The sequence below is a fragment of the Pseudoleptotrichia goodfellowii genome (genome assembly GCF_007990505.1).
Lineage (GTDB): Bacteria > Fusobacteriota > Fusobacteriia > Fusobacteriales > Leptotrichiaceae > Pseudoleptotrichia > Pseudoleptotrichia goodfellowii.
The window spans coordinates 1517475-1538182 of record NZ_AP019822.1; the positions used below are offsets into that span (position 1 = coordinate 1517475).

Below are 20708 nucleotides of genomic sequence, written 5' to 3' on the forward strand. Positions count from 1 at the left end.
ATTTTTATTTTTTCATAAATCTTGCATAAGCTGTTTTTTGTATTTCTTCAGCTCTTTTTAAGCCTATCTCGTTTAATCTTTTTACATAGTTATCCCAGTCTTTTTGTACATCTGAAACACCAAGTATCCATTTTTGAGTCATTTCTTCAGTATACGCTCTTAATTGAGTGTCTATTTTCAAAAATTCTTTTGCTTCTTCTTTTGTATATTTCAATACAGGTAAATCATCTTCTATTACATTGGATTTTATATATAAATCTACTGCCTCAGTTTGTCCCGATAATTGTTTTTCAGCTTCTGCATCCTGGAACATACCCAATCTGTATTGTGCTCCTGTTGATCTTATTACTGCTAAAGGATTTTTTCCTTGAGGATCTTTTAATATTTTATCTGTAAATACAGGTTTTCCATCTACCATTTTGTAGTCTTCGCCTTCTATTCCGAAGTTCCAAAGTCTTCTTCCCGCTTCAGAATACCAGAAATCAAAATATTTTATCAATTCAACAGGATTTTTTGCTGCCGATGTTATTCCCCAACCTCCAATATATGTAGGTCTTACAAAAAATGTTTTATTATTTCCTTTATATTCAGGCGGTAACATAATTGAAAGATCAAATCCCGGTATTTTTGATGCTAATTTGTCATTATAAGTTCCTGTACTTGAAAACCAGTCATTTGTAAATCCTCCCAAATTATTGGAAAGCATGTAATCTCTCGAATTCATTCCTCTTGTAAATACTTCTTTATCTATAAGTCCTTCTTTATACCATTTTGCTAACTGTATCATTGCTTCTTTATAATTTTCCTGTGCAGGACCGAACTGTGGAGTTCCTTTATCATCATACCAAACTGCTCTCGCTTTAAATATATCAGTTAATCCCATCATTATTTTTCTTATTATATTTCCTCTTAAGAACAACGGTACTTCATCTTTTTTACCGTTCCCGTTAGGGTCTTTATCTCTGAAAGCCACAAGTACATTGTATAATTCATCTACTGTTTTAGGCTCCTGAAGATTTAATTTTTTCAACCAGTCTTTTCTTATGTAATATCCTTGAGTAGTTTTCAAATTAAAGTAATCATTATAATTAGGTATCATATATATATGCCCGTCAGCTGCTATTGCATCTTTTTTGTATCTCGGATTTTCTTCAAAAAACTTTTTTATATTCGGAGCATGTTTATCTATCAAATCCTCCAAAGGAATAAGTCCGCCTTCCATTCCCAAATTTTCAAAATCCGAAACAAGTTCATATGCTACAATGTCCGGCAATTTCCCTGAAGAAAGCATTAAATTAAATCCCTGTACTTCATCACTTTGATTTTTTGAAGCTACACTTACAAGTTTTATATTTGTTTCTTCAAAAGCTTTTTTAAACACCGGCAATTCTCCGTCTATGGCTTTCCCTTGGAAAATAGCAAATATCGTTACTTCTCTCGGTTTTTCCGTTATCAGATTTCCTGATAATTTTTTTCCGTTTCCTCCGTCCGAAGCAGATTTTTCATTTTTGCACGCTAATATAGCTGTTAAACAAATTAAAGTCATAATCAAAATCTTTTTTACTTTCATTTTTTAATTCCTCCTGATTTTTTATATTATTTTTTTACATTTACTTTTTTATCCTTTTACTGCCCCTATTGCTACACCTTTTTTAAAGAATTTCTGTATAAAAGGATAAATTAACAATATCGGTATAAGAGATAGTACAATTACCGCATATATTATTGTTTGTGGGGAAGTCAGACTTTCAGGCGTTATTAACTGAGTCGCTTCTCCTGCCATATTTTTTTCAACTATTAACTTTTTCAAAAATACTTGTAACGGTGCTTTTGCATCATCGGTTAACAGCACCATTGACCAGAAATATCCGTTCCAACGGGATATCGCATAAAATAACGAAACTGTTGTTATAGCTGATGTAGACAACGGCAAATATATATGAGTCATTATTTTAAAATGTGATGCACCGTCGATTCTTGCTGATTCTTCCAATGATTTCGGCACAGCTTCAAAAAAAGTTTTTAATATTATTACATTAAAAGTATTTATTGCAAATCCCAGTATTATTCCTGTATAACTGTTTATCAATCCTAAATCTCTGAAATTCAAATATTTAGGTATCATTCCCGGGTCGAACCACATTGTTACGACTACCAGTATAACTATAATTTTTCTGAATTTCAGCTCGGGTTTAGATAAAACATATGCTCCGCTTATTGTAAACATCATACTTATTGTAGTTCCCACAACAGTTATAAATATTGAATTTGCATATGCTCTCCATATGCCTGGAATTGCTGCTGCACTTTTAAATGCTTCAAAATTAAATCCTTTAGGTAGTAATGTAACAGCTCCTGTCTCTATAAAGTACGGTTTGCTCACCGAAGCTGAAAATACATACACTATTGGATACAAAAACATCAAAGCAAAAACGGCTAACAGAATATAATTTATCGTATAAAATATTTTTTCATCAATTCCCGTTTTTATTTTCATTTCGTTCTTCTCCTTTATTAAGTTTAATATAATTTCCGAAAATCTACCATAAACTTGAACTTGATACTTTTTTACTCCATTTATTTGCACTGTATACAAGTATAAATCCTACTAAAGCATTAAATAATCCTACTGCTGTTGCAAGTCCGAAATCCTGTTGCAACATTCCTGTTCTGTATACATATGTGCTTATAACATCTGATGTAGAGTAAGTTGCCGGTTGATAAAGAAGTAATACAGTTTCAAATGCTACATTTAGCATACTTCCTACTTTTAAAACAAGCATAATTACAATAGTAGGTATTATACCGGGAATTGTTATATATCTTAATTGTTTAAATTTATCCGCACCGTCGATTTTAGCAGCTTCATATAACTGTTCATCAATTGTCGTAAGTGCTGCCAAATATATAACTGCATTAAATCCTGTATTTTTCCATATGTTCAAGCCTGTAAAAATTCCTCTGAAATATTCAGGTTTGGATAAAAAGTATATCTTTCCCATTCCCAATTTTTCCAGCAAAAGATTAATTACTCCTGTACTTGGCGATAATATATTTATTGCAATTCCCGCTGCAACAACTATTGCTATAAAATAAGGTATAAATGAAGCTGTCTGAACAAAAGATTTAAACAGTTTATTTTTAACTTCATTTAACATCAATGCCAGCATAATTGCGAAAGGAAATTCAAGAAATAAACTGTAGAGATTTATCATAAGTGTATTTTTTAAAGTCACATAAAAATACGGACTCGTTAAAAATTCAGTAAAATTTTTAAAGCCTACCCAGTCACTTCCGGAAATCCCCTTAAATAAGCTATAATCTTTAAAAGCTATTATCAAACCGTACATCGGTTTATACACAAATACTGCATACCATAAAATAAAAGGCAACAATAACAAATACAACGAAAGCTGTTCTTTATTAAATTTTGTTTTTTTGAGTTTTGCCCTCATTTTTTTCCTCCTGAAAATTTTTTATCATTTTTTTAAACTCAATTATTATTTTACTGTCAAACCTATATTCAGTCCTGCTCTTACTTCATTAGTTTCTGTTGTTCTTTTATATCCGTAATTTTTTAATCCTCTATTATTTTTATCTTTCAGTGTTGCTCTTTGTAAAACTCTGTATTTTACAAAAGGACTTATTGATACTTTTCCTACTCCTGTTTCAAAGCTTTTTGAATATCCCAACTCTGTCCATACAGAAATTGTATTTTTATATCCTGTTTTAGCAGTATGTTTTTCCCATTCATTATCTGCAGAAATACTTCCTGTAAATCCTGCAAATGTCGGAGTAGTATATTTTATTCCTGCTACATATACTAATTTAACACTTGATTTTGCTTCTTTTCCTGTAGCGGCAATTTTACCGTGGGGATCTCTGAATTTATTTTTTAAATCTATCCAGTAATTTACTTTTCCTACTTTTCCCTGATAAATATTTCCGTTTGTTCTGAATCTTGCATTTAATCCCCAACCGTCAGTCTTTCCTCCTTCAAATCCTGAACCGCTTAAATAATATTCTCCGTTTTTTTCTCCGTTACTTTTAAAGTATACTGCCTCTAAAGTAGTAGTAATATTTTGTCCGAAAAGTTTCATTCCGAATGTAGGCCCGAAATATATTTCATTGGAAATCCCTGCTGTTTTTTTCGATTCATTCTTTTTATATTTCATAGAAGATTTATGTAACCATCCTAAAGTTGTCGTTGTTTCCAAATTTCCTATATTGATTTTTTTGCTGAATTCCAAATTATTTTCCCACGATTCTTTTTTTATATTGTTTCTTTTTCCTTTTTGGAAAGTACTGTCATTATCATGTATAATATTAAATTTAGAATCGATTCCCCACTCATCGGATAATTTCAATTCTCCTGAAACAATATTTCTCCATCTTGCAAAAGTTTTATTATTGGATTTAAAGCCTGCATTTCCTATATTATTTGCTTCATTTCCGTCTTTATCTGTCCATGCCTGTCTATACTCAGTAGTTACTCTGATATTTTTAAGTACATCCTGATTTCCGTACACCACACCTGAAATTACAGTCATTAAAGCTGTTAATCCTATAATCTTTTTCATTCAATATTCCTCCTATATAATTTTTTAATTTCCAATATCCAATACAAGTATATCCCGACAAATCAATTTGTAAATCTGTAATTTTATATATACATTTTTCTATTTCTGCTTTTTCCCCTTTATTTCCAAGTGTTTTTTATTACAAAAAATAAAAGATATTCATTTTTCTATCTGCTATTTTATTGATTTTTTTCTCATATCATTATAAAAATTATTTTACATAAAAAAACTATCTCAAATAAGATTTAACTTATTCAAGATAGATTATAAATTATTTCATTTTTGAAGATTCTTAACATTTTCATATCTTATTTTTCTTGTTATTTTTGCAACTTCAATCAATTTTTCTAAATTCTTTCCGAAAAAATTCATATATGCATCACAAAACTTATTTTCGTATAGATTTTCAGTACCGTCAAAGTTTTTATATCTTCTGCAGCCGCTTCTGCAAATTTTAAGATACTTGCATTTTTTACACTTTTCACTCATTTTTAAAGAAGATGTATAAAATTTTACTGCATTTTCACTGAAAAGTATATTTTCAAATTTATCATTTACTATATTTCCTATTTTGTATTCATCCAACACATAAAAATCACAGGGGTATATATCTCCGTTTGATTCAACAACTCCGTTTACACTGCAAAACCCCATCATATCACAGGCTTCGGGCGGTTCTCCCAGAAGTATTCTTATTAAATTATCAAAATATCTTATACTTATAAAGTTACCCTTTATAAAATCTTCGTACCATAAAGAAAAAGTATCATTTAAAAATATTCCGTAATCTTTTGCTGTCAATGTATAGTTTTCTTCATTTTTTTTATTAAAATTATCAATACATGGAATAAACTGCATATATCTGAAATTTTTTTCTTTAAAAAAATTATAAACTTTTTTTCCATTCTTAGCTACAAGTTTGTTTATGACGCATAAAACATTAAATTCAATATTATTATTCTTCAGTAATTCTGCTCCTTTAATAACTTGCTCGAAAGTTCCTTTGTTCTTTGCACTTAATCTGAAAACATCATGTATTTCTTTATATCCGTCTATAGATATTCCTATGAGATAATCATATTTTTTATACAGCTCTATCCATTCTCTATTCAGCAAAGTTCCGTTAGTTTGCATAAAAAATGCCGTACGAATATTATTTTTATTATATATTTCAACATACTCATGGAATTTCCTGTAATATTCTATTCCTACAAGTGTAGGCTCCCCCCCCTGAAACATAAAATTAACAATCGTATCTGCATATGCAAAAGCTTCTTTTACAAGCTTTTCCAGCACATCAAACTTCATAGGTCCGTAATTTTTTATAATTCTGTTATCTGCCACGTCATAATAAAAACAATATTTACATCTCAAATTACATCCGCTCGAATAAGGTTTTATCAGTAAGTTTAATGCCCTCATATATTTCACCACTTATTTTGTATTCGTAATTTATGTTTAATGAAATGAATAAAAGTAACTTTTATCGGAATAATTATTGTATTTTATTTTCAATTTCAATTTCTTCTTTTTTTTCTTTAAGCTCTTCATCACTTGAAAAAATGAATCTAGAATGGTATCTTCCGAAACTGTCTCTTGCGTAATTCCCCCATTTACCCGCAAGTTTTTTCTGTCCTGCACCGTAAATAGGCAACACAGCTCCGTCAATCTCTTTATTTACATGATTTAAAAACCATATTTCAAGCTCTTTTCTCATTTCATCTATAATATTATAATATATTTTATTATGAATTTCATTTGTCCGCTCTTCAGGATCTTTTTCAAGATCATAAAATTCATATGGTCCGTCAGGATATCTGTGAACATATTTATATTTTTTATTTCTTATCATTCTTGTAGGACCGTATTCATCATAAATAACAACATTTTCATCATCAATTTTCTGCTCATTATTCAATATTTCTGCAAAACTTTTTCCGGGATAATTAACCGTTTCATCTTTAATATCCTCAAGTTTCAAATATTCCAGCAATGTAGCTCTCACATCATAATGACTTAATACATTCCCTACTTTATCGGCATCAGTTTCACCTTTTTTATAAATAATAAAAGGTACTTTAACTGATGTATCATACATATTTAAAGGACTGGTTCCGTTACCTTTACCAAAAATTCCGTGATGTCCCATATTCATTCCATTATCACTTGTAAATATTACCAGTGTATCTTCAAGAATATTTTTCTTTTCCAACTCATCCAACACTCTTCCTATATTAAAATCCATTGAAGTCAGTGCTGCAAAATATCCTCTTAAAATTTCTCTTCTTTCTTCTTCATTTCCTTCAAAAGTTTCTGCAATTTTCCAAGGATGATACGGATCTCTCGGACATGATTCAAATTTACAGTTTTCATATAATTTCAAAATTTCTTCCTGATGATTTTTTCTGTCCCAAGGAGAATGAGGAGCTGTATAATTAAGGCTTAAAAAGAAAGGTTTTTCATTCTCGTAAATTTTGTCTAAAAATTCTATTGCATAATCGGTTATTTTATCAGTTATATATTCTTCTTCATGGATCAAATTACCGTTCTTATACATAGGAGCTTTATAATACGGTCCTCCGCCTTTCTGATGAGAATACCAATATCCGAATCCTTTTTGAGGAGTTTCTGCAAGTCCCATATGCCATTTTCCACTCATACAGCATATATAATCATTTTTTGATAAAATATCTACAAAAGTAGACTGCCCTTTCAAATAATCTTCAGTCGTAGTTCCATTTTCCCATTCGTCAAGCCAGTCATGTATTCCGTGTTGTGAGGGTATTCTTCCCGTAAAAATCGAAGCTCTTGCAGGAGAACAGACAGGTGACACACAAAAAAAGTTTTCAAATATTTTTCCTTCTTTTGCCAATTTATCAATATTCGGAGTTATAGCATCTTTATTACCGTAACAACCCAAAGCCCATGCACCCAAATCATCAGCAACTATTAATAAAACATTACTTTTTTTCATGACTGACAGCCTCCAGCATATCTTTTATATTTCTGAAACCTTTTATTCCCACTATAACTATAGTTGCCACATACCAGATCAAGCCGAAAACTATTAAAAATTTCCAAAATAAGATTAATATACTCATATTATCTCACATCCTTTACAAATATATTTTTCATGTAAGACCCTGCTATCATAGCAATCCATGCAAATACAAATGCCGATATTCCTGAATAATACGGTCCTATTGCTTTTGCTATAGGTTTTAATGGATCTACCTGTTGAGCTATTAAAAAACTTACCGGAATTATTGCTCCTACAATTATTGATGCATACGCTCCCCAATCGTTAGCTTTTTTCCAATAACATGCTGCTATTAATAAAGTTGATACACTTACTGAATAAATTGTTGCTGTAAGAGTCATATATACCCACAAATCCGATTTTAGCGGATACCATAAACCATATAATAATAAGAATATACCAATCAAAGCTACCAATAATCTATTTACAAAAATCGCTTTTTTCTCTTCCCATGAATTTTTATGAAATATTACAAGTATATCATTATATATTACACTTGCCCATCCCAATAAATACGAAGAATCTGTCGACATATCGGCTGCAAGCATAGCTGCCACCAAAATACCGATTATTCCGCTTGGAAGTAAAGTTGAAAGCATTTTAGGCATAGCTTTTATAGGAGCACCTCCTACAGAATCCAAGCTGATTAAGCTGAGAGCAGCCACTCCCCATAATACAGGAATTAATGATCTCACAATATAAAACATACTTGTTCTTGTATATATTTTTTTAGCTACTTTTTCGTCTTTTGCCGATAAAACCCTTGATATCATTGTCTGCCATGTTAAAACCGTAGCACTTAATACTAATGCTGTATATAGCACATACTGCCAACCTAACTGAGGATGAACAAAAGGATTTAATCCTCCTTCTCCGTACTTTTCTATAACTGTATCAAATAATTTATTCCATCCTAATTTATAGAATATTGTAAAAGTCGTCAAAACAAGTCCTATACTCATTAACAAAAACTGCATATAATCAGTGACCAAAACCGACAACATTCCTCCGAATATAGTATAAACCGCAACTATTAACAAAAGTATTGTCATCGTAATTTCCAAATATTTGGGATTTAATCCTGCAACATATACTAAAAATTCTCCACCTGTTCTTAGGAAAACTCCCATATTCAGTAATCCTCCTAAAACTATAACTACTCCTGAAGCCCATCTTATTTTTCTCCCGAACTTTTTTTCAAAAAACTCAGGAATAGTTACTACTCCTGCTCTTCTCAGAGGTTCTATGCAAAAGCCGGTTTTTCCTACAGTAAACATTATAATAGACATAAGTAGTCCTACTGTTGCTCCTGAAAATCCGTATTTATATCCCAATTGGCTCGCAGCCATACAGGTTATAATCCCAAATTCAGTTGCCGCAAGGGAAGCCATTCCTACATAAAGATCTACGCTCCTTCCTGCAACCAAGAAATCATCAACATTTTTAACATATTTTTTAATTATTAATCCTACAATAAGGCTTAATAATATATACACTCCTACTATACTTCCGTCTAAAAACCAGTTAAAATTCAACACTCTCTTCACCTTCTTTTATATTATATTTTTATAAATGTGAATATTTCAAATGCTGTATTATTATTCTGTAATTTTTATGATTTTATTAATATTTCCCGTCACTCATACACATTTTTATTTTCTCTATTACTACTTTTTTCATTTCTTCTTTTGCTTTCGCCATATATTTTCTCGGGTCATTTGCTTCAGGATGCTCTATCAAATATTTTCTCAATTCATTTGAAAACGGTATCTTTAACTCTGTTGCTATATTTACTTTTGTTATTCCCAAACTTATACATCTTCTCACATCATCATGACTTACTCCTGACGCTCCATGCAATACTAACGGTATCGACACTTTCTCTCTTATTTCCGCCAATCTGTCAAAATCAAGTTTAGGCTCACTTTTATATAGTCCGTGTGCTGTTCCTATTGCTACTGCCAATGAATCTATATTTGTTCTTTCTGCATATTCTACTGCCGCATCGGGATTTGTATAAAACGAATCTTTTTCATCTACTACAAGATCGTCTTCCTGTCCTCCCAGTCTTCCCAATTCAGCTTCTACTGTCGCATCATATCTGTGTGCATATTCCACTACTTCTTTTACCAGTTTTATATTTTCTTCAAAAGGATGATGCGATGCATCTATCATCACAGATTTTGTTCCTAAATCTACTGATTTTTTTATACTTTCAAATGTTTCATGATGATCCAGATGAATCGCTACAGGAATGCTGTATTTATTTGAAGCAACTTCTATTATTGCCTGTAAATAGTCTCTTCCTCCATAATCAAATGTTCCCGGTGTCCCTGCCAATATAACAGGCGATCTCATTTCTGCTGCACCTTCTACTATTGTCTGTATTGTTTCCAAATTATGAAAATTAAATGCAGGTACTGCAAATTTTTCTTTTTGTGCTTTTAATAGCATTTCTCTTGTACTTACTATCATGTCTAATATACAGGATAAGAATGTTTAATTACATACATTCTAATTTCCTGATTCCTCCTCACTATTTTATTTTTTTTATTAAATTCCTTCTTCAAATTCTCCTTCATTTTTTGACTTAGTATCTTTTAATTCAAATCCTGTTATTTGACTTTTACCTGTTTCCACCGCATTCAAATACAGTTCGTTGATACTGTCATAACCTTCCCTTTCACAAACAGTTTCTAAAACCATAGGTAAATTCATACCGCTGATTACTTTTACTTTTTCCTTTTTCAGACTTAAAACGGAAGCAGTTTTGAAGGGAGTTCCTCCTGCAATATCAGTAAATATCAATACTCCCTCTTCTCCGTTCAACTCGTCTATTTTTTCTTCAATTTCCTTTTCCAATAATTCAGGTGTTATATCTTCAGTAAAATTAATTGAATAAAACTTTTCAGGTTTCCCAAATACTAATTTTATTGAGCTTTCTATTCCTTCAGCTATTTTGCCATGCCCTGTCAAAATAATTCCTATCATTTTTTCACCTCTATCCTAAATTATTATTTTTTATTTATTAAATTTATGTACTTCAAATTTTTTAACTACTCTGTTTACCTCTCCCGTAGGAAACGGATTATCTGTCGTATTTCCTAAATACTGAGATTTAAAGAATGCATACATTTGTCCATATATTAAATATATAAACAAACTGCATAATTCTTTGTCTTTAATTTCCTGTATCTTTTTACTTTCAGGAATAACTGTTTCATCGGTATTTTCAGATATTTTTTCATTTTCTTTGATATCATAAGCTATTATTTTATCAGCTGTTTCATCACCGAACATTTCCTCCAAAAGACCTTCGTCATATTTTCTTGCATAATCATCCTGATTTACCAAATCAAATACTATTGTTTCTTTATCTATTATAGCTTTAGGACCGTGTCTGAATCCTAAAGTTGTGTTGTTTACGGAAACTATTTTTCCTGCACTCAGTTCCATAACTTTTAAAGACAGTTCCTGAGCCAAACCTTTTAATATTCCGCTTCCAAGTATGACTATTCTTTTATTGTCATAATCAGCCAATTTTTTTATTTTTTCATACTTTTCTTTTAATTCGCTCTCTGCAAGAACGATAATCTTTTCCATGTCTTCTATTACATTTTTACTATTTTTACCGAATACTAAAATTCCTGTCAAAAGCATACAGCTGAAACTGTTTATCATTGCAAAACCTTTATCATTGGATTTTTCAGGCATTAGAAGTAAAAAGGTTTTCTCGTTATTTACGGAACTTTTAGCCAATGCTCCTTCTTTATTACAAGTGATAAATAAATGATAGATATTATCAATATTATCATTTGCAATATCTACAACTGCCATGCTCTCAGGCGAATCTCCCGATCTTGCAAAAGACACAAGTAGTGTTTTTTTATCTTTTTTGAAATAATTCATCGGATTATTTAAAATATCGGTTGTTGCAAAAGATTTAAACTCTACTTTTGATTCTTTTCTCAATAACGGCTCCAAGATATTTCCTACATATTCGGAAGTTCCCGCTCCTGTAAATATAACATCAAAAGTTTCATTGAAATCTATTTTTTTCAGAAATTCTTTCAACTGTTTTCCGGAATTTTTAAATATTTCCAATGTTTCTTTCCATAATTCAGGTTGTTGTAAAATTTCTTTTGCTGTAATATACGATTTTTTTTCTTTTAACAAATTTTCGTCTATCCCTAAAAGTAAACTCATAAATTATCCTCTTTCTAATCGTTTATTATTATTATTTTTAGAATTGGTATATACCAATTTTTTCAATATAATTATAATACGATTTTTCATTTTGTCAATACCTTTTTGAAATTTTTTTTGTTTTTTATTCTCTATACACATAAATCCAGTAAAATCAATACCAAATTTAAAAGCAGAAGTTATAAAAGTAAAAACACTTTTAATCCCTTCTGCTTAATATATTTTATAGAGAAAAATCACATAAATCAGTACTGTATAATATTTCAATATTTTTTATTTCTTGCATTTTTCAATACTTCTTCAAACTTTTCGTATGAACAGAAACCGTTTTTATCAACAGGACATTCTTCCATTTCCAGTACTTTTCTCATCGGCGGATTTTTCAAACCTAACTGTTCCCCATTTTTGAGCTGTTCTGTTGATTGATATATATACTCGATTTTTACCTTCTTTTTTTTCGATTCCCTGTCTTTCCATATTTGAAAAAATATTTTTCCCCTTACAGGGAACATTTCATACTGTTTTTCCAATGTATATTTTTTGATATTCAAAGCCGAAAACAATGCAGCAATATTAGAATCATGACCTACTATTACTGTTATTTTATGTTCCGAATTGAAAATATCTTTGTACATAAATTTAATCAATTCTTTCGAGATGTACGGACCAATAATTTTGTTTCCGAATAAAGTCTGAATATACGTGTCTTTTATTTCATTCAATCTTTTCCATTTTTCTTCCGTATCTATATTTCCGTTTACAATATTTTTCGGTTTTTCTCCTTCATATAACTGCAATAATAGTGTATCAACTATTTGAGTTCCTTTTTTTACCCTGCCTTCCAGTTCGGCATATTTATTTTTTTCTTTTTATCGGTTCTGTCTTCCCACAATTCCAAAAACATTTTTCCGCCGACAGGAGAATACTCAAACTGATTATTCAATCTGTATTCTTTCACTCCCATTGCCGACAATAGTGCAAATATATTACAGTCATGTCCGACCATGAGGGAAATTTCCGTATTGTTGCCAAAAAAGTATTTATGTATATATTTTAACAAAGGAAGCATCATATGTTGTGCGGCTTCTTCATTTTCATGTTTAATTTTCATGTATTCTTCTCTTAAATCGAAAATTCCCTTTAATTCTTCAAACGTTCTCACTCTCCCGTCTAATAATTTTTCAATTTCTATCCCCTCGTAATACTGTAACATCAGATTTCCTGCCAATTCCACATATAAGTTAAACAGTCCTGCAGGATTAAAATACTCGGAATTTAAAGTTACTCTTCCGTAATAACGTTCTCCTTCATCACTCCCTTCTTCATAATCTATCAAATCTTTCAGTAATTCATAATTTTTTGTTATCATTTCATCCATTTTTTTCAAAGCCTTTTCAGATTTTTTAAATATCTCTCTAAATCTGTCGTGATTACTCACAATATTATGCTGAAAAACCGGATCCATTTTCCCGTACTCTACTTCAACATGAGGAACTACATTCAAACCGGGAAACATTCCCAAGCTTAATGCCTGAGCAGCAGCAACCGTTCTTTGATAAGCATTTGCATATATTTTTTTTCCTATTTTATCTATATTTTTTCCGTTTATAAATTTATTTTCTGTCAAATATTCTTTTATATATTGTCCGAAATAAAGCTCCAACACAGCACCTTTAGCTGTCAATTTTCCTGTATTATTTTCATGTTCTTCCAGTTTATAAATTTTCTTTTTTACTATATCACTCATACTCAAAAGCGGGCTTCTCAAACCATGTCTACTAAGTATCAGTATTTTTTCATTTCAAAATTTTCTGTTATATTTTCTTTCATTTTATTCCTTTCTAAGCATAGATATTTTTATATTTTTTGTTTCTTTTAAAATTGTGAACGTTCACAATTTATTTTAAATAAAAATTGATTTTGTTCAATTAAATTTTTTTCAGTTTATTTCGTACTGTTTCTTATTATCAGTTCTCCTGCTACAAATTCTGATTTTTCTTCTTTACCGTTTATTAAATTTATAATTTTTCTGAAAAGCTTGTCGGCTGTTTTTTTATAATTCAGATCTATTGTCGATAACGACGGAAAATAATATTTTGAAATAGGTATGTTATCATATCCTAAAATCATTATTTCATCAGGAATTTTTATAGATTTTTCATTTAATGCTCTGAGAACTCCTGCCGCTTTTTCATCTCCCGATATAAAAAATGCTTCCGGTAACTGATTATTTTCTATCTTTTTCATAACTTCTCTGTAAATTTTTTCCTGATTTTTCATTTTTCTCATTACGTTAAAATATTTCAAATTTATATTTTTCCCTCTATAGACATCTGCAATTCCTTTTTCCCTGTCATCTTCCTTAAAAGTATCATTTCCTGTTATAAAATCTATTTTTTTAACACCCTTTTTAAAAAGATATTTCGTTCCGTTAATAAATGAATTATAATCATCACTCGCTACAAATATTTCTTCTTCTTTTGATGACTTTCCGAAAATTACATAAGGCACATTATTATTTTTCAAATAAGAAACTCTCGAATCATCTTCCAATTTATTAAAAATTACAGCTCCGTCTATAAAATTACTTGTTGTATACAGTAAAGATTTTTTCAATTCTTTTTCTTCATAAAACTGCTCGACGAAAATAGAAATTTTAGGTGTATTATTTGCCACTATTATTTCATTTACAAGATTATTTAACCAAATTGTAGTATCATGTCCTTTTTCTCTTCTTATACTTATAAGAACGTTCACATTTTTTTTACTATTCAAATTTCTCGCATAGAAATTAGGCTTATATTCAAGCTCTTTTATTGCCGATTCGATAACTCTTCTTGTACTTTCTTTTACATCAGGACTTTTATTTATTACTCTTGAAACAGTCTGAATAGAATATCCCGTCTTTTTTGCAACATCTTTTATTGTACTTTTGTTTTTCTGAATCATTAATTATCCATTTCTGCAGTCAGATTTATAATTAAATCTGTCATTTTTACAAATTGGTTTATATCATTTATTTAGCATAATTATAATATGATTTTTCATTTTGTCAATACCTTTTCAAAAAAATTTTTAAAATTAAACCGAATTTATTCTCTGTTTTATTTTATCAAAATATGATATTATATAGGAAAGAAATTTTAGAAAGGATTTGTATAAGTGAAATCAACTGATAAATTTCCTACTGTTCCTTTATATTATAGGATTTATGAGCATTTTAAAACTTTAATAACAAATGAAAAACTTTCAGAAGGAGAGGCTTTACCGCCTGAAAGAGATTTGGCGGATACATTCAAAGTCAGTCGTGCCACGATAAGACAGGCTCTTCAAAAACTTCAGGAAGATAATCTTGTATACAGGTTGCACGGGAACGGAACATTTGTATCTCACAAGACAGTAAAACAGGAACTGACTTCTTTTTACAGTTTCTATGAAGAAACTGTAAAAGCGGGAAAAATTCCGTCTTCAAAAGTATTAAAACATGAAGTTATTCCGTCGGATAAAGAATTTTCCGAAATTTTTAAAATTCCGTTGACAGTGAATATTTTGCATATTACCAGATTAAGATTAATTAATGACGAACCGATAATGTATGAGGATACATATATTCCTTTAAACAGATTTGAAAATTTTGATCCGGAACTGTTAAATGAAAAGCCCATGTATTCTATTTTTAAAGAGCAGTATAATGTGTCATTTGACAAAGCAACAGAGTCTTTTTCTTCACTTATTATTAAAGACAAAGAAATTCTCGACAACTTGGGATATAAAGAAAAATCTTCGTGTATGCTTATAAAAAGATTGACTTACGAAAAAAATCGTGTCATAGAATACACTATTTCTTATGCAAGAGGAGATAAATACGAATATAAAGTTATACTTAACAATATAGAAAAATAATAAAAAAGGAGGAAAAATCTGTCTTAAACAATAAAATTTTATAGACAGTTTTAAGTTAATTTAATGACAGTAACAAATACAAAAGATAAAATAGATATACTTGGATTGAATTTACAAAAATTACAAAATGTATTTGCAGATACGGGACTTAAAAAGTTCAATGCAAATCAGGTTTATGACTGGCTTCACAATAAACTTGTCTTTGATTTTGACAAATTTACAAATATTTCCAAGCATGACAGAGAAATTTTAAAAGAGAAATTTACTTTACCCAAATTGGTTCATAGAAGTCATCAGATTTCAGAAGACAGGGACACGGAAAAGTTTCTCTTTGAACTGAAAGACAGAAGGTTAATCGAGAGTGTACTTATATCTCACAAAAACCGTCACACTTTATGTGTGTCTTCGCAGATAGGGTGTCTTATAGGATGTGATTTCTGTGCCACCGCTACTATGAAATATGAAAGAAATCTCGATGCTTCGGAGATTTTAATGCAGTTTTATCACATACAGAACTATTTGAAAGAAAAAAACGAGAAACTCGGAAATGTTGTTTTCATGGGAATGGGCGAACCTTTTTTAAATTATGACAATGTTATTGAATCTATTAATATACTTAATTCAGATAAAGGGCAAAATTTTTCCAAGAGAAATTTTACAATATCTACAAGCGGTATTGTTCCTGTCATAAATAAATTTACAGAAGACGAAAATCAAATTAATCTGGCGATTTCTCTGCATTCGGTAAAAGACGATATAAGATCGGAACTTATGCCTATTAATAAAACGTATAAAGTGAAAGAGTTGAAAGAAGCTCTTATAAATTATCAGAAAAAAACTAAAAACAGAATAACATTCGAGTATATTCTCATAGATGATTTGAACTGTGAAACAAAAGATGCTTTCGAGCTTATGAATTTTTTACATTCGTTTTCCTGTCTGGTTAATCTTATACCTTACAATCCTGTTGCAGGAAAGCCTTACAGCACTCCTTCTAAGAAGAAGCAAAGAGAATTTTATACTCTACTTAAAGATAAAAATGTTAATGTTACTTTACGTGAAACAAAGGGTCAGGATATAGCTGCCGCATGCGGTCAGCTTAAGGCCAAAAAGGAGATGGATAATGGAAAACAATAAGGAAACTAATATACCTGATACAAAATCTCCAAAAAAGAAGAAAAAAAGAACTTTACTTTCATTTTTTTTAAAACTTTTTGGGGTATTGGTATTAGCAGGAATAGGATTTTTTGCATATATGATATTTACATTGAGGGGAGAAACACCTACAGAACTGATTGAAAGTTACAGTCCTATTTCTCCGTCAATAATTTACGATATGAACGGAAATCAGCTTGATACTATAACAGTTGAAAACAGAGATCCGATAAGCATAAAAGACGTTCCGCTCAATGTTCAGAATGCTTTTTTAGCAATAGAAGACAGAAAATTCCGGACACATTACGGATTTGACCTTGTGAGAACAGGACGGGCAATGTTTCTGACTCTTACAGGTAAAAGACGTGAAGGAGGAAGTACAATTACTCAGCAGTTGGCTAAAAATGCTTTTTTGACACCTGAAAGAACTGTTGTCAGAAAGATGAAAGAAGCTATACTTGCTCTCGAGATAGAAAGGAAATATACTAAAGACGAGATACTTGAAAATTATTTGAATACTATTTATTTTGGAAGAGGGGCTTACGGCATTAAAAATGCCGCATTGAAATATTTCAATAAAGAACCTAAGGATTTGACTATCGCTCAGGCAGCAGTATTAGCAAGTTTGCCTAAATCTCCTTCTAAATACTCAAAAATAGAAAATGCTAAAAAAAGACAGGAAATAGTGCTTACTCAAATGAGAAATTTCGGATTTATAAACGAACAGCAATATGAACAGGCAAAATCTGAAGAAATAGCATTTGTAAACACAGATAGTAAAAATAAAAATGAAGAAGAACAGATTTCTACTTCAAATATTGCTCCTGAATTTACAACTATTGTTTTAAGCGAAGTAAAGAAAATTTTGAAAGTTGACGAAGACGATCACAATTTCCTTTTTGACGGTTACAAAATATATGCAACTGTTGATTTGGATATGCAAAGAGCCGCTTATAAAGCTTTTTCAAGTAATTATAATTTGAAAAGAAGAGAAAAATTAAACGGTGCTTTATTTTCCATAGATCCTAGTAACGGATATGTTAAAGCTATGGTTGGAGGAAAGAACTACAAAAAGGGTGAATTTAACAGAGCATTAAGTGCATTAAGACAGCCCGGTTCATCATTTAAGCCGTTGGTTTATCTCGCTGCTTTACAAAAAGGTATGGAAATGAGCAGTGTTATGGAGGATTCTCCGCTTACTACTCCGGGATGGTCTCCAAAAAACTATGACGGAAAATTCAGAGACAGCATGACTTTATTAAAAGCTATTGAAATTTCTAATAACATTATTCCGGTTAAACTTCTTCAGTATGTAGGAGTCGATTCGGTAGAGAAAGTATGGCGTGATGCAGGAGTTGTCGGAGGGGATTTCCCTAAAGATTTGACTTTGGCTTTAGGGTCTATTTCAACTAAACCTATAGATATGGCTTTATTTTATGCAGCCCTTGCCAACGGGGGTTATCAGGTAACTCCTCAGTATATTTATAAAATTGAAAATAAATACGGAGAGGTTATTTACGAAGCAAAACCTAAGAAAAAGCAGATATTTAAGTCGGAAGATGTAGCATTATTAACATATATGCTGGAAAGTGCCGTAAATTACGGAACAGGACAAAGTGCAAAAGTATTTAAAAACGGTAACTTAATTCCGATGGCGGGAAAAACAGGAACTACCAGTGATTATATTTCGGCATGGTTTACAGGATATACACCTACTCTTGCAACTGTAGTTTATGTAGGTTATGATGATAATAAATCCATGGGTGGAGGAATGACAGGAGGAGCTGCCGCTGCACCTATATGGAAAACTTATATGCAGTCGGTTGTAAACATTCAAAATTATAATGTAGGAACTTTTGAATTTATCGACGATTATATAAAAAGACGTGATTTGTCATTACGTGAAATCGACTTGAAAATAGGACTTCTTGATACTGACGGAGTGGATAAAAGAACTGCTCTTTTCAAAGCAGGAACAGAACCTATTGAAAGTGAAACTAAATTTAAAGACGGTATAGTATTTTAATATTAAAGAGGCTGAAAAAATAAAGATTTTATTTTGAGACAGCCTCTTTTGATTTATGTTTATTATATTGGAATTTTTCTAAACAAATTTATTTTTATATTTATTTTATGTTTTTATGATTGACAATATACATTAAAATATCATATTACACTTCACTTTTTACCTAATATGATATTTATAATTCTATTTCTCCGACATTAAAATTTTTACTACTTTTTTTAAAAAAGTAGCAACCATGCTATTTCAACTCATTCAAATCATAAGGTGTTTCCTGATAAACATAATAATTTATCCAGTTTGTAAAAAACAGATTTGCATGACTTCTCCAAGTATACAGAGGAGTTTTTTCAGGATTATTTTCAGGATAATAATTATAAGGAATGTCTATTTTTTCCCCTAAATTTATATCTCTGTTATATTCATTCGCCAATGTAAGTCTGTCATATTCCATATGTCCCGTAACAAATATTTTTCTTTTATCTTTGGTTCTTATGATACTTGCTCCGACTAAATCCGATTTTGCCAATATTTCCAATTCGGGATTTTTTTTAATTTCCTCTTCTTTAATTCCTGTATGGCGGGATTGAGGCATATTAAATATTTCGTCAAATCCTCTCAACAGCATAGTTTTTGAATCTTCTATTTCCAAAGGGAATACCCCGAAAAGTTTTTTATCCAAACTGTATTTCGGTATGTTGTAATGATAATAAAGTCCTGCCTGTGCTCCCCAACATATATGAAGCGTAGAAAAAACATTTTTACTGCTCCATTCCATAACTTCGGTTAATTCTTTCCAGTAATCCACTTCTTCAAATTCCAGTGTTTCCACAGGAGCACCTGTAATTATGAGAGCATCAAACTTCTCATTTTTTATATCTTCAAAAGTTTTATAAAAATTTTTCATATGTTCGGCAGATATATTTTTTGAAATATAACTGTCCATCTTCAAAAAAGTAATCTCGATTTGTAAAGGAGTATTACTTAAGAGTCTTAATAATTGAGTTTCAGTTTCTATTTTTGTAGGCATCAGATTTATAATGATAAATTTTAAAGGTCGAATATCCTGTGATAATGCCCTTTTTTCATCCATTACAAATATATTTTCTTTTGCCAGAATATTTACCGCCGGTAAATTATGAGGTATTTTTATAGGCATCGAATACTCCTTTTATAATTAGTCTTTATTGATTTTCACTATTTATGATCTTCTTGCATCATCCACTCTTACAGCGTATTTAAAGTATTTCCCCCAATAAGAACTTTCCAAAGATGATAGAACAACTCCTTTAGAAGAGGAAGCATTTATGAACAGCGATTTTCCCAGATAAACTGCAGTATGATTTACTCTGTTTTCAGGTCTGAAGAACAATATGTCTCCCGGTTTCAAATCATTAACAGACACTTTTCTTCCGACTTTTACCTGATCTTCAGTAACTCTGGGCAATTCATAACCGAAAACTTCTCTGTATACTCTTCTTGTCAATGCAGAGCAGTCTATTCCTCTTGAAGAATCTCCTCCCCATGCGTATCTTGTTCCTTTCCAGTTGTTATAAGATTTTAAAAGAGCATTTTCCAAAATAACTCTGTCTATTTCTTCGGCAGTTCCGCTTAACATAATTCTGTCCTGTTCTCTTCTCAATTCTTTAAAACGGTCGCTTACTATCTGTTCGTCATTTGTTACTGTTTTACCTGAATGTGTACCTTTTCCCGAATGCTTATTATTCTCAATACTTGAACAACTTAAAGTAAGCAGTATACAACCTACCGTTATAATTATTTTTTTCCTGTTCATTCCGAA

Annotated in this window: 19 protein-coding genes; 3 read left to right on the forward strand and 16 right to left on the reverse strand. The window is 30.7% G+C overall.

Annotated features, from left to right (window positions below):
* Window positions 1-4: 4 nt before the first annotated feature.
* From FVE72_RS07415 to FVE72_RS07475, 14 genes are all read right to left on the reverse strand, one after another.
* Window positions 5-1570 (reverse strand): type 2 periplasmic-binding domain-containing protein, encoded by a 1566-nt coding sequence (locus FVE72_RS07415; protein ID WP_026737846.1) that lies wholly within the window; start codon window positions 1568-1570, stop codon window positions 5-7.
* Between the two features lie 48 nt (window positions 1571-1618).
* Window positions 1619-2497 carry a carbohydrate ABC transporter permease gene (locus FVE72_RS07420; protein WP_026737847.1) on the reverse strand — a complete coding sequence of 293 codons (879 nt, stop codon included), beginning with the start codon at window positions 2495-2497 and terminating at the stop codon, window positions 1619-1621.
* Between the two features lie 43 nt (window positions 2498-2540).
* Window positions 2541-3455, reverse strand: coding sequence for an ABC transporter permease (locus FVE72_RS07425; protein WP_026737848.1), 915 nt, complete (start codon window positions 3453-3455; stop codon window positions 2541-2543).
* Window positions 3456-3500: 45 nt separating this feature from the next.
* Window positions 3501-4580: a succinate dehydrogenase/fumarate reductase iron-sulfur subunit gene (locus tag FVE72_RS07430; protein ID WP_006807259.1), complete on the reverse strand. Its 1080-nt coding sequence runs from the start codon at window positions 4578-4580 to the stop codon at window positions 3501-3503.
* 276 nt (window positions 4581-4856) lie between these two features.
* Window positions 4857-6002 carry an anaerobic sulfatase maturase gene (locus tag FVE72_RS07435; protein WP_036056143.1) on the reverse strand — a complete coding sequence of 382 codons (1146 nt, stop codon included), beginning with the start codon at window positions 6000-6002 and terminating at the stop codon, window positions 4857-4859.
* A gap of 73 nt (window positions 6003-6075) precedes the next feature.
* The gene (locus tag FVE72_RS07440) at window positions 6076-7554 is read right to left on the reverse strand and encodes a sulfatase-like hydrolase/transferase (RefSeq protein WP_026737849.1); all 1479 of its coding nucleotides are present in this window, start codon (window positions 7552-7554) and stop codon (window positions 6076-6078) included.
* Window positions 7541-7681, reverse strand: coding sequence for a hypothetical protein (locus tag FVE72_RS11285; protein ID WP_006807891.1), 141 nt, complete (start codon window positions 7679-7681; stop codon window positions 7541-7543). The genes FVE72_RS07440 and FVE72_RS11285 overlap by 14 nt, the downstream gene beginning before the upstream one ends.
* 1 nt (window position 7682) lies before the next feature.
* Window positions 7683-9158 carry a sodium:solute symporter family protein gene (locus FVE72_RS07445; RefSeq protein ID WP_026737850.1) on the reverse strand — a complete coding sequence of 492 codons (1476 nt, stop codon included), beginning with the start codon at window positions 9156-9158 and terminating at the stop codon, window positions 7683-7685.
* 85 nt (window positions 9159-9243) lie between these two features.
* A complete protein-coding gene (locus tag FVE72_RS07450) occupies window positions 9244-10095 on the reverse strand; it encodes a tagatose bisphosphate family class II aldolase (protein WP_006807881.1) in 852 nt (283 codons plus the stop codon).
* 78 nt (window positions 10096-10173) lie between these two features.
* A complete protein-coding gene (gene agaF, locus FVE72_RS07455) occupies window positions 10174-10611 on the reverse strand; it encodes a PTS galactosamine/N-acetylgalactosamine transporter subunit IIA (protein WP_006807884.1) in 438 nt (145 codons plus the stop codon).
* Window positions 10612-10641: 30 nt separating this feature from the next.
* Window positions 10642-11826: an SIS domain-containing protein gene (locus FVE72_RS07460; protein ID WP_026737851.1), complete on the reverse strand. Its 1185-nt coding sequence runs from the start codon at window positions 11824-11826 to the stop codon at window positions 10642-10644.
* A gap of 263 nt (window positions 11827-12089) precedes the next feature.
* Entirely contained in the window at window positions 12090-12623 is a 534-nt protein-coding gene (locus tag FVE72_RS07465; protein ID WP_051411767.1) for a histidine-type phosphatase, read from the reverse strand.
* Between the two features lie 32 nt (window positions 12624-12655).
* Window positions 12656-13618, reverse strand: a complete 963-nt coding sequence (locus FVE72_RS07470; protein ID WP_332069767.1) for a histidine-type phosphatase — start codon at window positions 13616-13618, stop codon at window positions 12656-12658.
* A 152-nt stretch (window positions 13619-13770) separates the two neighbouring features.
* A complete protein-coding gene (locus FVE72_RS07475) occupies window positions 13771-14775 on the reverse strand; it encodes a LacI family DNA-binding transcriptional regulator (protein WP_026737853.1) in 1005 nt (334 codons plus the stop codon).
* A 213-nt stretch (window positions 14776-14988) separates the two neighbouring features.
* Here FVE72_RS07475 and FVE72_RS07480 point away from each other — a divergent pair, with 213 nt between their 5' ends.
* The 3 genes from FVE72_RS07480 (at window position 14989) to FVE72_RS07490 (ending at window position 18910) form a co-directional block, all read left to right on the forward strand.
* Complete coding sequence (locus tag FVE72_RS07480) at window positions 14989-15729, forward strand: GntR family transcriptional regulator (protein ID WP_026737854.1); 741 nt, start codon at window positions 14989-14991, stop codon at window positions 15727-15729.
* Window positions 15730-15792: 63 nt separating this feature from the next.
* Window positions 15793-16866, forward strand: a complete 1074-nt coding sequence (gene rlmN, locus FVE72_RS07485; RefSeq protein WP_026737855.1) for a 23S rRNA (adenine(2503)-C(2))-methyltransferase RlmN — start codon at window positions 15793-15795, stop codon at window positions 16864-16866.
* On the forward strand, window positions 16853-18910 hold the full coding sequence (locus tag FVE72_RS07490; protein ID WP_051411768.1) for a transglycosylase domain-containing protein: 2058 nt from the start codon (window positions 16853-16855) through the stop codon (window positions 18908-18910). Before rlmN ends, FVE72_RS07490 begins: the two co-directional genes overlap by 14 nt.
* A gap of 238 nt (window positions 18911-19148) precedes the next feature.
* On the opposite strand, the gene metA is transcribed toward FVE72_RS07490, so the two are convergent.
* Window positions 19149-20066, reverse strand: coding sequence for a homoserine O-acetyltransferase MetA (gene metA, locus FVE72_RS07495; protein ID WP_026737857.1), 918 nt, complete (start codon window positions 20064-20066; stop codon window positions 19149-19151).
* A 42-nt stretch (window positions 20067-20108) separates the two neighbouring features.
* A complete protein-coding gene (locus FVE72_RS07500; protein WP_026737858.1) occupies window positions 20109-20702 on the reverse strand; it encodes a C40 family peptidase in 594 nt (197 codons plus the stop codon).
* Window positions 20703-20708 lie beyond the last annotated feature (6 nt).